General features: G+C 69.9%; 12 protein-coding genes and 1 pseudogene. 2 read left to right on the top strand and 11 right to left on the bottom strand.

The features are described from left to right. Nucleotides 1-5: 5 nt before the first annotated feature. The 8 genes from C1I89_RS02140 to C1I89_RS02105 form a co-directional block, all read right to left on the bottom strand. Nucleotides 6-629, bottom strand: coding sequence for a glutathione S-transferase family protein (locus tag C1I89_RS02140; protein ID WP_102771159.1), 624 nt, complete (start codon nt 627-629; stop codon nt 6-8). An 84-nt stretch (nt 630-713) separates the two neighbouring features. Further along, nucleotides 714-1,526: a nickel/cobalt efflux transporter gene (locus tag C1I89_RS02135; protein WP_102771158.1), complete on the bottom strand. Its 813-nt coding sequence runs from the start codon at nt 1,524-1,526 to the stop codon at nt 714-716. Nucleotides 1,527-1,625: 99 nt separating this feature from the next. After that, on the bottom strand, nt 1,626-2,969 hold the full coding sequence (locus C1I89_RS02130) for an MFS transporter (protein ID WP_102771157.1): 1,344 nt from the start codon (nt 2,967-2,969) through the stop codon (nt 1,626-1,628). A 104-nt stretch (nt 2,970-3,073) separates the two neighbouring features. After that, on the bottom strand, nt 3,074-4,102 hold the full coding sequence (locus C1I89_RS02125) for a fumarylacetoacetate hydrolase family protein (protein ID WP_102771156.1): 1,029 nt from the start codon (nt 4,100-4,102) through the stop codon (nt 3,074-3,076). Between the two features lie 52 nt (nt 4,103-4,154). Further along, nucleotides 4,155-5,114 carry an MBL fold metallo-hydrolase gene (locus C1I89_RS02120; RefSeq protein WP_102771155.1) on the bottom strand — a complete coding sequence of 320 codons (960 nt, stop codon included), beginning with the start codon at nt 5,112-5,114 and terminating at the stop codon, nt 4,155-4,157. A gap of 36 nt (nt 5,115-5,150) precedes the next feature. Next, nucleotides 5,151-5,732 carry a VOC family protein gene (locus C1I89_RS02115; RefSeq protein WP_102771154.1) on the bottom strand — a complete coding sequence of 194 codons (582 nt, stop codon included), beginning with the start codon at nt 5,730-5,732 and terminating at the stop codon, nt 5,151-5,153. Nucleotides 5,733-5,745: 13 nt separating this feature from the next. After that, entirely contained in the window at nt 5,746-5,952 is a 207-nt protein-coding gene (locus C1I89_RS02110; RefSeq protein WP_102771153.1) for a DUF2783 domain-containing protein, read from the bottom strand. Further along, complete coding sequence (locus C1I89_RS02105) at nt 5,927-7,642, bottom strand: FAD-dependent oxidoreductase (RefSeq protein ID WP_102771152.1); 1,716 nt, start codon at nt 7,640-7,642, stop codon at nt 5,927-5,929. The genes C1I89_RS02110 and C1I89_RS02105 overlap by 26 nt, the downstream gene beginning before the upstream one ends. A 161-nt stretch (nt 7,643-7,803) precedes the next feature. Here C1I89_RS02105 and C1I89_RS02100 point away from each other — a divergent pair, with 161 nt between their 5' ends. Both C1I89_RS02100 and C1I89_RS02095 read left to right on the top strand, forming a co-directional pair. Further along, nucleotides 7,804-8,598, top strand: coding sequence for a helix-turn-helix transcriptional regulator (locus C1I89_RS02100; RefSeq protein ID WP_102771151.1), 795 nt, complete (start codon nt 7,804-7,806; stop codon nt 8,596-8,598). Nucleotides 8,599-8,694: 96 nt separating this feature from the next. Beyond that, complete coding sequence (locus C1I89_RS02095) at nt 8,695-9,663, top strand: arsenic resistance protein (protein ID WP_440130609.1); 969 nt, start codon at nt 8,695-8,697, stop codon at nt 9,661-9,663. On the opposite strand, the gene C1I89_RS35720 is transcribed toward C1I89_RS02095, so the two are convergent. The 3 genes and pseudogenes from C1I89_RS35720 to C1I89_RS02085 form a co-directional block, all read right to left on the bottom strand. Continuing rightward, nucleotides 9,621-10,088: a TolC family protein gene (locus tag C1I89_RS35720; RefSeq protein WP_369008006.1), complete on the bottom strand. Its 468-nt coding sequence runs from the start codon at nt 10,086-10,088 to the stop codon at nt 9,621-9,623. The genes C1I89_RS02095 and C1I89_RS35720 overlap by 43 nt on opposite strands. Before the next feature lie 55 nt (nt 10,089-10,143). Continuing rightward, nucleotides 10,144-11,073, bottom strand: a pseudogene (locus C1I89_RS02090) (efflux transporter outer membrane subunit); the annotation flags it as partial. Further along, nucleotides 11,070-12,230 carry an HlyD family secretion protein gene (locus tag C1I89_RS02085; protein WP_181390869.1) on the bottom strand — a complete coding sequence of 387 codons (1,161 nt, stop codon included), beginning with the start codon at nt 12,228-12,230 and terminating at the stop codon, nt 11,070-11,072. The pseudogene C1I89_RS02090 and the gene C1I89_RS02085, both read right to left, overlap by 4 nt. Between the last annotated feature and the right edge of the window lie 312 nt (nt 12,231-12,542).

The following is a 12,542-nucleotide window of genomic DNA, read 5'->3' as shown; positions in this document are numbered from 1 at the left end:
GGCCGTCAGGCCTGGGCTTCGGCGCGGGCGCGCTGCACGGCCGGGCGCGCCTCGACGCGCTCCAGGTAGTCGGTCAGCCTGGGAAACTTGGCCATGTCCACGCCGTCGGCTTCCAGCCAGCTGCCGATGGTGTACAGGTAGCCGTCGGACACGCTGTAGCGCTCGCCGGCGATCCAGGGGCCGGCGATCTGCGTTTCGAGGTAGGCCGCGCAGGCGGTCATGGCCTGCGGCACCTTGGCGCGCATGGCCTCGTGCGCGGCCGGATCGTCGGCCCAGCGCGCCCCGCGCCGCTTGTGCGCGTGCGCCACGTGGGCGGTGGAAGCCAGATAGCTGTTCAGTTCCTGCATGCGCGCGAACGCATACGGATCGTCCAGCGGCGCCAGCCCGGCCTCGGGAAAGCGCTGCGCCACGAAGGCCAGCAGCGCCGGGGTCTCGGTCAGCACGCCGTGTTCGGTGGCCAGCGCGGGCACGCGGCCCTTGGGGTTGACGCGCAGGTACTCGGGGCTTTGCTGCTGCCCGGCGCTGAAATCCAGCTTGACCAGATCGAAGTCGGCGCCGGCTTCATGCAGGGCGATATGGGTGGCAAGCGCGCAAGTGCCAGGGGCGGAGTAAAAGGTCCAGCGGGACATCGGCATCCTCTTTCGGCAGGGTGAAAAAATCCATTATCCCCCCATCGCGGCGGCCCTCCAAGACCGCACCCGCCGACCCGGAATTCAGGCCGCCGGCAGGTTGGACCAGCCCAGCAGGCCCACATAAATGCCCACAGCAATGATCAGCACCCCTGACAGGTACGGCGCCCGCCGCGCCAGCGCGCCCAGCCAGGGCGCATGCCGCGCCGCGTGGCGCACGCCCAGCGCCGCGACCGCGCCCACCGTCACCAGCGTGATGGCCAGCCCGATGGAAAAACACAGCACCAGCACCGCGCCCAGCGTGAACTCCTTCAATTGCAGACACAGCAGCAGCACCGTGATGGCGGCCGGACAGGGAATCAGGCCGCCGGTCAGGCCGAACAGCGCGATCTGCCAGTTGGTGACGCGCCGGTTGGCGAAGCGGCGCTGGATGTCGCTGGCGTGCGCGCGCTGGTGCGCGTCCTGGTATTGCCCATCGTCGTCGTGATGATGGTGGTGGTGATCGTGGTCGTGATGATGGTGGTGGTGATGATGGTGGCCGTGCGCCGCCTGCTGTTCGCGCCAGGTGCGCCAGCACATCCAGATCGCGATCAGTACGATGGCCACGCCCGAGGCCAGCTGGAAGTAGGGCTCTATGGCCTCGGCGTCCACGCCTTGCCACAGCAGCATGCCGCCCAGGCCGATGCCCCAGACCACCAGGGTATGCGACACCGTCGCCGTCAGCCCCAGCAGCACCGCCTGCCACACCGTGCCGCGGATCGCGACGATGAAGGCGGCCATCATGGTCTTGGAGTGACCGGGCTCCAGCCCGTGCAGGGCGCCCAGCAGGATGGCGCTGGGAATGAACAGCCAGGCGTGCGCGGCGCCCTGGGCAAGCAATTCGGAGAAGGACAGCATCAGGGGGGCGCCTACAGTTGCAAGGCGGCAATCTTATTCCCCCCCGGCGGGATTTGCGGACAATACCCATGACGCCCGCCGGGGCGTCATGGGCCCGCTTCAGTCGGCGTGCAGGTTGGTGCCCGGACGGTCCTTGACCAGCGTCACCGCGATGAACGATATCGCCGCCATCACGATGAGGTAGACGCCCACCATCCAGGACAGCCCGGTGGCCGTGATGATGGCCTGGGCGATCATGGCGGCGAAGGCGCCGCCGAAGATGGAACCCAGCGCATAGCCCGTGGACACGCCCGAATAGCGCACGTCCGCCGGGAACATCTCGGCGTAAAGCGCCGCCTGCGGGCCATAGGTCAGGCCCAGCGGCACGGCCATCACCACCAGGGCGAATGCGAACTGCATCACGTCGCCCGAGTCGATGAAGCTCCACATCGGGATGGCCCACAGCGCCAGCAGCACGTAGCCCAGCTGGAAGGTGCGCACGCGGCCGATGCGGTCGCCCAGCCAGCCGCCCAGCAGCGTGGAGCCCAGCCAGCAGACCGCCGCCAGCGTGCAGATCATCAGCACTTCCTGGGCCGGCATGTGCAGCGCGCGGCTGCCATAGCTGATGAAGTAACCCACCAGCAGGTAGCCGCCCGTGCTGTTGCCCACGAAGATCAGCGTCGTCAGCACGATTTCGCGCGGATGCTTGCGCAGCAGCGTGCCCAGCGGCGCCGAGGAATGGCTGCGGCGCGAGCGCATCTCCAGGAACACCGGCGATTCCTCCACCGCGCGGCGGATGATCACGCCGACGATGATGAGCGCGATGGACAGCAGGAACGAAATGCGCCAGCCCCAGGCCATGAAGCGCTCCGACCCGATCGCCGCCGTGATGAGCCACAGCACGCCGGTGGCCACGATCATGCCCAGCGGCACGCCGATCTGCGGAAACGCGCCGAACAGCGCGCGGCGGTTGCCGGGCGCGTGCTCCACCGCCATCAGGGCCGCGCCGCCCCATTCGCCGCCGGCCGAGAAGCCCTGCAGCACCCGCAGCGCCACCAGCATGATGGGCGCCCAGATGCCGATCTGCGCGTAAGTGGGCAGCACGCCGATCAGCGACGTGGACACGCCCATCAGGATGAGCGTGGCGGCCAGCACCCGCTTGCGGCCGTAGCGGTCGCCCATGTAGCCGCAGAACAGGGCGCCCAACGGCCGGAACAGAAAGGCCACGCCCACCGTCGCGAACGACAGGATCAGCGACAGCTCGGGGTTTTCTTTGGCGAAGGGGGAAAAGAACAGCGACCCCAGCACCAGGCCGGCGGCCTGGACGTAGATGAAATAGTCGTACCACTCGATGGCCGAACCAACCAGCGTGGCCGCCAGCACCTTGCGGTCTTCGGCGCTGACCAGTGCGCCGGGCGCAGCGGGAGCGCCCGCGGCGCCGGCGGCGGATAGTTCTGTCTGCATGGATGTCTCCTTGGGGGGCTTGCAGCGGGTCCTGCTTTTGTGTGTTCTTCAGAGAGGGCGCCGCCGCGCCGGGCGGGCGCGGCGGCGCAGCTTGCCTTGCCCGTTCAGGCCGCGGCCGTTTCGGCCGCCGGCGCGGTCTGGGGCAGGGGGCGGGCGCCCGGGATACGCACGGCCTGCTCGATGTCGCCGAACAGGCTCTGGCCCGCGTCGTCGCGCATGCCGATGCGGACCCGGTCGCCATGCTTGAGGAAGGGCGTGCTGACCGCGCCGTCGCGCAGCTTTTCGCGCACCTGGGCCTCCACCAGGCAACAGACGCCGGCGGCGTCGCTGGCGTTGGAGATGGTGCCGCTGCCCAGCAGCGTGCCGGCGCCCAAGCGGCGGGTGCGGGCCGCATGCGCGATCAGTTCGCCGAAATGGAACTGCATTTCCTCGCCGGCCTGGGGCCGGCCGATCTGTTTGTCGTTGAGCCAGACTTGCATGGCGCGGTGCAGCTTGCCGCCGCGCCAGTAGGGCGACAGCTCGTCGGGCGTGACCAGCACGGGCGACAGCGCCGAGGCCGGCTTGCCCTGCACGAAGCCGAAGCCCTTGGCCAGTTCCGGCAGCACGATGTTGCGCAGCGTCACGTCGTTGATGAGGCCCAGCAGCACCACGTGATCCAGCGCCTTGTCCGCGTCCACGCCCAGCGGCACGTCGTCGGTGACCACGATGACCTCGGCTTCCAGGTCCACGCCCAGGTCCTCGCTGGCGGCCGTGATGTCTTCGCGCGGCCCCATGAAGTCGTCCGAGCCGCCCTGATACATCACCGGATCGGTCAGGAACGAGGGCGGCATTTCGCCGCCGCGGGCGCGGCGCGTCAGGTCCACGTGGTTCAGGTAGGCCGAGGCGTCCAGCCATTGGTAGGCGCGCGGCAGCGGGGCGGCGCAGCGCGACGAGTCGAAGGACTGGCTGGGGCCGGCGCCGGAATCCAGCGATTCGTATTCGGCCTGCAGCAGCGGGGCCTTGCGGGCCCAGTCGTCCAGCGCCTGCTGCAGGGTCGCGGCGATGTGCGCAACGGCGCGCATGCGCGTCAGGTTGCGGTTCACGACGACCAGTTCGCCATCGCGGGTGCCGTTCGTCAGGGTGGCGAGTTTCATATTCAGATTGCTCCGTAGATAGAGGGCGGCCCCCGCCAGGGGGGCCGCAGGATCAGGCGGTGAGCGCGGCCCACATCTCGCGATCGCGCTCGGCGGTCCAGACGCGCGGCACCGAAATGCCACTGGCCTCGTCGAAGGCGCGGGAGATGTCGAACGGAATGCAGTGCTCGTAGATAAAGACGTGGCCGAACTTCGGATCCATCACGCGGCGCGTGTCTTCGTAGACCTGCTTCAGGCTCTTGCCCTTGGCCACGCCGTCCTGGGCGCAGCCGTACAGGGTCTGCACCCAGCTGCGCGTGTAGTCGATGGCTTCGCGGCAGCCTTCCGGCGTGGTCAGCGCGGGGCCGCGGCCCGGCACCATCTGGCGCGGCTGCAGCGCCTGCAGCTTGTCCAGCGTGGACGGCCAGTCGGCCAGGTGGGCGTCGCCGGTGTAGACGCCGGCGTTGAACTCCACCAGGTCCCCGGAGAAACAGATGCCCTGCGACGGAATCCACACCACCGAGTCGCCGCGGGTATGGGCGGACCCGAGGTGCATCATGCGCACTTCCAGGCTGCCCAGGAAGATGGTCAGCTCGCGTTCGAACACCACGGTGGGCCAGGTCAGCCCGGGGATGGTCTCGACGGACTGGAACAGGCGCGGGAAGCGGCCGATCTCCGAATCCATGTCGGCCTGGCCGCGCTCCACGATCAGATCATGGGTGCCGCGGCTGGCGAACACGTTGACCGCGCCCTCGGCGGCGAAGGCAGAGGCCCCCAGCACGCGCACGGCATGGTAGTGGGTGAGGGCGACGTGGCGGATGGGCTTGTCGGTCACGCCGCGGATCGCGCGGATCAGGCCCTGCGCCATGGCCGGCGTGGCGGTCACGTCGACCACCATCACGCAGTCGTCGCCGATGATCACGCCCGAGTTGGGATCGCCGTCGGCCACATAGGCGTAGGCGTTCTCGGACAGGCGTTGGAAAGAGACCTTTTTTTCCGTCAGGTCGGCCTGGGAGGCGAAGGGTTTGCTCATGGTGTTCCTTTACTTGATAGGGGATGGCGGGCGGCCTCAGCCGGCGTGTTCACGGCGGCGCTCGGCGCTGCTGGTGCCGGTGGCGCCGGGCTTGAGGCCGGCGGCCTTGTCCAGGGTCCAGGCGGCCAGCTCGTCATGCGCGCTGCGGCGCTTGCGGCTGACGTATTCGTCCTTGGGCACGCGCACGGTCAGTTCCAGCCGGATGCCGTTGGGGTCGAAGAAATAGATCGAGCGGATGAAGTGGTGGTCCGTCGGCCCCACGACCTCGATGCCGTGTTCGGTCAGCCGCTGGCGCATGCGCTCCATCTCGGCCTCGCTGTCGATCTCCATGGCGAAGTGGTTGACCCAGCGCGGGGTGTCCGGGTCGAACTCGCTCAGCCGGTTGTCGCCCAGGTCGAAGAAGGCGATGTACGAGTGGTCCGCGAACTCGAAGAACAGGTGCACGTAGGGGCACAGCTCTCCGGTCGAGGGCACGCGCTCCTCCTTGATGACGTGGACCAGCGGCAGGCCCAGCACGTCTTCGTAGAAGCGGCGGGTCTCCTCGGCGTCGCGGCAGCGCCACGCGAAGTGGTGCAGGCCCTTGATGGACTGGTTGGACTGCGATGGATTGAGCGTCATGGCGCCGTCTCCTTCAGGGTAGGGTCAGCGCCGGCGAATCCGGATGATCCGCCAGCGTTTTGTCCAGGATCGCCTGGGCCCGGGGGCCGTCGTCCAGGGCTTCGATCAGGCACAGCGACAGCCGCGCGAGGCGGTCGCGTTGGGCCACGGGGTCGGGCACGTCCGTCAGCGCCACCAGGCGCTCGAGCAGATCGTCAAGCTGTTGCTGAGAAAGCGACATGGCTGGCATCTCCGGATTTGGGGAGGCTGCTGGCCTCCGGGAAGGATTGGAACGAGGAGGAGAGGGCGGAGGCCCGGCCGAGCGCCTCGGCCACCCAGGCCAGCAGCGCGTCGGGGTCCTGCACCTCGGGCGCGCTGGCGGCCATGACGTGCTGGTCGGGACGCAGCAGCCAGGCCTGGCCGTCCATCGCGACGCCGAGCTGGTGCGCCAGCGCGGCGCGCCCGCGTTCGTCGCACAGCGGGCCGACGGCCACCCATTTCACGAGGGCGTCCTCGTCCTGCCCGGTGGGCGCGCCGGCCGGCAGCGCGTCGCCGAACACCAGCACCGTGAACCACGGTCCGGCTACGTCGTACAGCGTCAGGCCATCGGCGCGGCGCAGCACGATGTTGGGCAGCGCGCGCCCGGCATGGGCGTGCGCGCCGCGCACCAGCGGCGAGGGGGGGTAGACGGCGGGCATGCACAGGCGGCCGGTATTGACCATGCGGGCCACGGTTTCGTGCGTCGGGGCCAGCCCGATGATGGCGTCGCGCCACATGGCGGCCGAGCTGCCCGGGGCCGGATAGACGAAGCGGGCGGAGCGGCGCGCCTGGCGGATGTTTTCCATCGCCGCGTGCCGGCGTTCCACGCTATAGGTGTCCAGCAGCGACTCGTCGGCCTTGCCGGCCAGCACCAGGGCGAGCTTCCAGCCCAGGTTGTCCGCGTCCTGGATGCCGCCGTTGCCGCCGCGCGCGCCGAAGGGCGCGAGCAGGTGGGCCGAGTCGCCGGCGAACAGCACGTGGTGGTGGCGCAGGTTGTCCAGGCATTCGTGGCGGTAGGCCCAGACGCCGTGCCAGGCGATGTTGAACTCCACCTTTTCGCCCAGCAGGTCCCAGACGCGCTGGCGCATGGATGCTTCGGTGACCGCCTGCGCGGCGTCCTCTTCGGGACGCAGCTGGAAGTCCAGGCGCCAGGTGTCGTCGGCCATCTTGTGGCGCCAGACCGCGCGGCCGTGATTGCTCTGGGCGTCCAGCCAGGTCCAGCGCTCTTCGGGCCAGGTGGTGTTGCGCAGGACGATGTCGATGATGACCCAGCGGTCCTCGGTGCGGTCGTGCACCCGCGGGCGCAGGCCCAGCATGCCGCAGATCGGGCTGTTGGCGCCGTCACAGGCAATCACCCATTGCGCGCTGACGCGGTAGGGGCCGTCCGGGGTCTCGACCTCCAGCGTGGCGGGGCCGTTCTTGCCCGGCTCGATGCCGGTGACCCGGTTCAGCCAGCGCAGCTCGGCCAGCGGCTCTTGCACCAGCGCATCGACCAGAAAGGACTCCAGGTAATACTGTTGCAGGTTCACGAAGCCGTTGTGGCGCATGTCGGGCTGGTCCTGCAGCGTGAAGGACGCCACGGCCTGGTCCTTGCACAGCACGCGGCCGACGTTCCAGTGCACGCCGGTGCCGACGATGTCGCCGACCGCGCGCAGCCGGTCCAGGATGTCCAGCGAGCGCTGGGCCCAGACCATGCCGCGCGAGGCCAGGCCGCGCACGCCGACCGTGTTGTCGTCATCCAGCACCACCACGGGCACGCCGCGGCGCGCCAGGTCCAGCGCCATCGTCAGGCCGGTCACGCCGGCCCCCACGACGACCACCGGATGCGGCTCGGCGCAAGGGTGGTCCATCTCCTCGGGTCGCTTGTAAGCGTAGATGGGAAGCTCTTTCATGGTTTTCCCTGATAGTTTGATTAATCTCATGGCACTGCGTTGCGGTTACCACTCTAGGAGCGTGTAATGGCTTCGTCATGTCCTCACGGACGAGGACACGCATCGGTCCTGGATGACCGTAGAATGGGAAAAAACACGCGCAAGCGGGGAATGACAGAACCATGGAAGAGACAAGCAATCCGCTACCCGCGGCGGCGGAGCCGGACCGATGGGTGGAGTCCGCCGTGATGGACCTGGGCGGTCCGATGTTCCATGCCGCGCTGCTGCTGTCCCTGCGCGAGGGCGTCGCCGCCGATCATGTGTCGCACGTGCTGTACGGCCATGACGGGCAGGTGCGGTACTCGTCGTCGGCCAGCCTGCTGAACCAGTCGCTCATCGAGTGGACCACCAACGTCTATGTGGACGACGGCTTTTACCGCCGCGACCCCAATTACGCGCTGCTGCGCGACATGGCGTGCCAGCCCGAGCGCCATCCGGATCTGATCATCCGCCCGGAGTCGCCCGAGCACATTTCGGACACGCAGTACCGGCGCGTGCTCTTCGAGCGGCCGGGATTCGCCAGCAAGATTTCGCTCATCGGCGCGCGCGGCGACGGCATCAGCTACGTGAACCTGTACTTTTCGCGCATGCACAGGCCCGAAGTCACCGAGCTGCTGCGCGTGCGCGCGCCGCTGCTGCTCGCGCTGGCGCGGCGCCACCACCAGTTGTGCGGCGCGCACGCCGAACCGGCGCGCGCGGCGAACTGGGCCTGTGGCCTGTCCTGGCGCGAGATCCAGGTGGCCGAACTGCTGCGCCAGGGCCATACCGCCAAGGAAGTGGGGCGCGAACTGGGCCTGTCGCCCACTACCGTGATCACCTACAAGAACCGCATTTTCAAGAAGAACAACGTGGCCAGCCTGAAGGAATTCCTGGTCAAGGCGCCGGCGGCGGCCGGCGGCATCGAAAAATCGTCCTGAACATTCCGCGCGCCGGCTCCGAACAATATCGGACGGATGGAAGGGGATAGCCCCGCGCTATGATGCCCCCTCCGAACAGAGGCCCATCCCCCCGATATGCCGTTGGCGCGCTTGAAAGATTTCCTGGAAGAGCGGCAGGTCGCCTGCTATCTGTCCGCAGTCGCGGCCGCAGCGCTTCTGGCCTGGTGCGTGCCGGCATCGACGCAACTGGCGCCCGCCATCGAACCGCTGCTGGGCTTCATGCTGTTCGTGACCTTTCTGCAGGTGCCGCTCACGGAACTGCGGCGCGCGGCCGGCAATCTGCGGTTTTTGGCCGCGCTGCTCGCGGCGAACTTCATCGCCATCCCGCTGCTGGTCGCGGGCCTGCTGCCCTGGCTGCCGGGCGAACCGCTGGCCCGCGCCGGCATGCTGCTGGTGCTGCTCACGCCCTGCATAGACTACGTCGTGACCTTCGCCCACCTGGGCCGGGCCGACGCGCGCGCGCTGCTGGCCGCCACGCCGGCGCTGCTCGGCGCGCAAATGCTGCTGTTGCCTGTCTATCTGGGCGTGTTCCTGGACGGGCAGGGCGCGGCGCTGGTCCAGTGGGAACCGTTCGTGCGCGCCTTCGTCTGGCTGATCGCGCTGCCGCTGGCGCTGGCCGCGGCCTGCCAGGCCGCCGCCGCCCGCAGCCGGCAGGCCGACGCCGCGGTGCGCCTGCTGGGCCTGTTGCCGGTTCCAGCCACGGCGCTGCTGCTTTTCGTGGTGGTCGCGGCGGTGGCGCCGCGGCTGGGGCTGGCGCGTGACGCGGTGGTCGCGGCCGTTCCGGTCTACGCGGCATACGCCGTGCTGGCGCCGGCCATCGGCTGGGGCATGGGGCGGCTGTGGCGGCTGCCCGCCGGCCAGGCCCGCGCCATCTCGTTCAGCGCAGCCACCCGCAACTCGCTGGTGGTGCTGCCGCTGGGCCTTGCGATCCCGGGCGCCGTGCCCGTGGTGCCGGCCGTCATCCTGGCGCAGACCCTGGTGGAGCTGCTCTGCGAACTGCTCTACGTCCGGCTGCTGCCGCGACTGGGCGCGGCATCGTCATAGCCGCCGCCCAGCGCGCGATGCAGCGCCACGTCGATCGCGAAGCGTCGGCTGTCCAGCGCCGCCACCGCCCGTTTCTGCGTGGCCAGGCGGTCCTCCACGATCAGCACCGACTGGAAATCGGCCGCGCCGCCGGCGTAGCGCGCGCGCGCCAGTTCCCAGGCGCGCTGCTGCATGTCCAGCGCCTCGCGCGCATGGCGGATCTGTTCGTCCAGCGAGCGGCCATTGAGCACGATGCCGGCGATCTCGTTGAGCGCCTGCGCCAGCGCCGCGTCGTAGTTGGCGACCGCGGCGTCGTAATCCGCGCGCGCCACGCCGTAGGCGGCGCGACGCCGGCCGGCGTCGAATATCGGCAGGCTGAAGGCCGCGCCGACCGAGCCGTAGTCCGCGCCGGACCGGAACAGGTTGCCCACGCCCAGGGCCTGCAGGCCCAGCGCCGCGCTCAGGTTGATATTCGGATAGAAGTCNNNCCGCCTCGCGCGCGTCGATCCGGCTGGACAGCGACTCCACGCGCCAACGCGCCGCGGTCAGGTCGGGCCGCCTGCCCAGCAGGTCGGCCGGCAGGTTGGCGGGCAGCCCGGCGGCGCGCAGCACCGGTCTGCCCGGCCGCCGGATCTCCAGCGCAGCGTCGGGGCCCAGGCCCAGCAGCGCCGCCAGGCGAAACCGCGCCAGCCCGATCTGTTCGTCCGACGCCGCCAGTTCGGCCTGCACCGCGGGCGGGCCGGCCTGGGCCTGGCGCAGATCGGCCTCGGAATCGTAGCCCGCGCGATAACGCATCCGCACCAGGCGCTCGCTTTCCTGCCGGATGCGCAGCACTTCCTCCAGCATGTCGCGGTCGTTGTACAGGCGCAGCAGGTCCGCGTAGACCGTGGCCACGGCGGTCGACAGGCTCAGTTCGGCGGCAGCGCCTTCGGCCTGCGCCGCCGACAGTTCCGACACCGCGGCCGACAGCAGCGCGCGGTTCTTGCCCCAGAAATCGAATTCGTACGAAAACTCCAGCGCGGCGCGGGCGCTGTCATTCCAGCCGCGCAGCGCATCGGCCACCGGCGCGCCGGTGGCGGTGCTGGGCTTGGCTTCGGCCACGCCGCCCGTCAGCCCCAGCTGCGGATACAGCGCGGCGCCGGCGCCTTGCACGCCGGCCTGCGCGCGCCGGATGCGGGCCTGCGCCACCGCCATGGACGGAGCCTGGGCCAGCGCCTGGCCGATCAGCCGGTCCAGCTGCGCATCGCCGTAGCCCGTCCACCATTGGCGCGCCGGCCAATCGGCCCGCGGCGCCGCCAGGCTGCGGTTGCTGGCCAGTTCGCGCGCGGCGGCCGGAACCGGCTTGTCGCCGAGGTCGGGCGGCGTCACGCAGGCCGACAGCAGCAAGGCCGCGGCGAGGCCCAGGGCAGGGGCGAAATGGCGGGTTTTCATGATTGCTCCTCGCTCGCGCAGGTGAAGGCCGGATAGAACAGGCGCAGCGGATTCCACGCGGCCTGCGCCCCGGGGCGGGAATCGATGGCGATGGTCGGCACGGCCGACATGCCCGCGCCCAGCCGCTCCAGCCCGGGCTGGCCGGAATCGAGCAGGATGCGCACGGTAAAGCGGCGCACGATCTTGGTGAAATTGCCGGTGGCGTTGTCCGGCGGAATCACGGCGAACTCCGAGCCGCTGGCGCCGGCCACGCTTTCTACGGTGGCGCAGTAGCGCGCGTCCGGAATCGCGTCCACGCGCACGCTGACCCGGTCGCCCGGACGGATGCGGGCCAGCTGGGTTTCTTTCAAATTGGCCTCGACCCACAGATCGCGGGTGGGCGCCACCGCCATCAGCCGCGTGCCGACGGCCACATATTCGCCGGGCCGCACGTTGCGACCCGCCACGCGGCCTTCGCGCGGCGCCGCGATGGTGGTGGCGGCCAGGTCGTTGCGGGCCTTCTCCAGCCTGGCCTCGGCGCTGTCGCGGCTGGCCAGCGCGGCCTCGCGCTGCGCCTGCAGCACGTTGAGCTGCTGGCGGGCGTAGTCGGCCTGCGCCTGGTTCTGGCTGAGCGCGGAGGCGGCCCTGATGTGTTCCGCGCTGGCCTGGTCGTACAGCGCGCGGCTGACGCCGCCTTGCTGCACCAGCGATTGCGCGCGCCGGAAATCCGCCTGCGAACGCTCGGCCTGCGCGCGAGCCGACGTCACGGTGGCCTGGGCGATGCGTATCTGGGTCGCCTGCAGCGTCTGCTGCGCGCCGATCTGCTCCAGCGTGGCGCGGGCCAGCGCCACGGCGGATTCCGCGTCGGCCACCGCCGCCTCGTAATCCCTGGGATCGATCTGCACCAGCCGCTGGCCGGCCTGCACCTTGCGGTTGTTCTCCGTATCCACGCTCTGGACATAGCCGCTGACCTTGGTGGCCACATAGGTCAGGTCGCCCTTGACGTAGGCGTTGTCGGTGCGCTCGTAAGGGGTGGCGCCGTGCCACAGCGCATAGGCGCCGTAGACCAGGCCGCCCAGCGCCAGCACGATGGCCGACGCCGCCAGGACGCGGTGGCTGGTGTGCAGGATGACCTGGCGCACGCTGGGAGCAGGGGAGGAAGTGGTTGCGGTACTCATGGAACAGCCTCTAGCGAAGTGCGATCTCAAACGGGGTTGGCGGACGGGACGGGAGCCGGCGGCGCGAGCGGACTGGGCAGCCGCGGCAGCGCCCATACCAGCACCGCGCCCAGCAGCAGCAGGCCGGCGGCCAGCAGGAAGGCGTCGCCGTAGCTCAGCGTGTAGGCCTGGCCCGCCACGCTGCGCGCCAGGCGGCCGACGGCCGCGGCCTGCGCGCCGCCCGGATCGGATACCCAGTCGGCCAGGCCGGAGGCCGTCTGCCGCAGCCGGGCGGCGGGTTCGCTGGCCAGCCAGCCCACGCTTTCGGTCAGC

Origin of the sequence: Achromobacter pulmonis (genome assembly GCF_002885955.2) — a bacterium.
In the GTDB taxonomy this organism is placed as follows: domain Bacteria; phylum Pseudomonadota; class Gammaproteobacteria; order Burkholderiales; family Burkholderiaceae_B; genus Achromobacter; species Achromobacter pulmonis_A.
The sequence above is the reverse complement of the archived record's forward strand: the minus strand, read 5'-3'. Positions and strand labels throughout refer to the sequence as shown.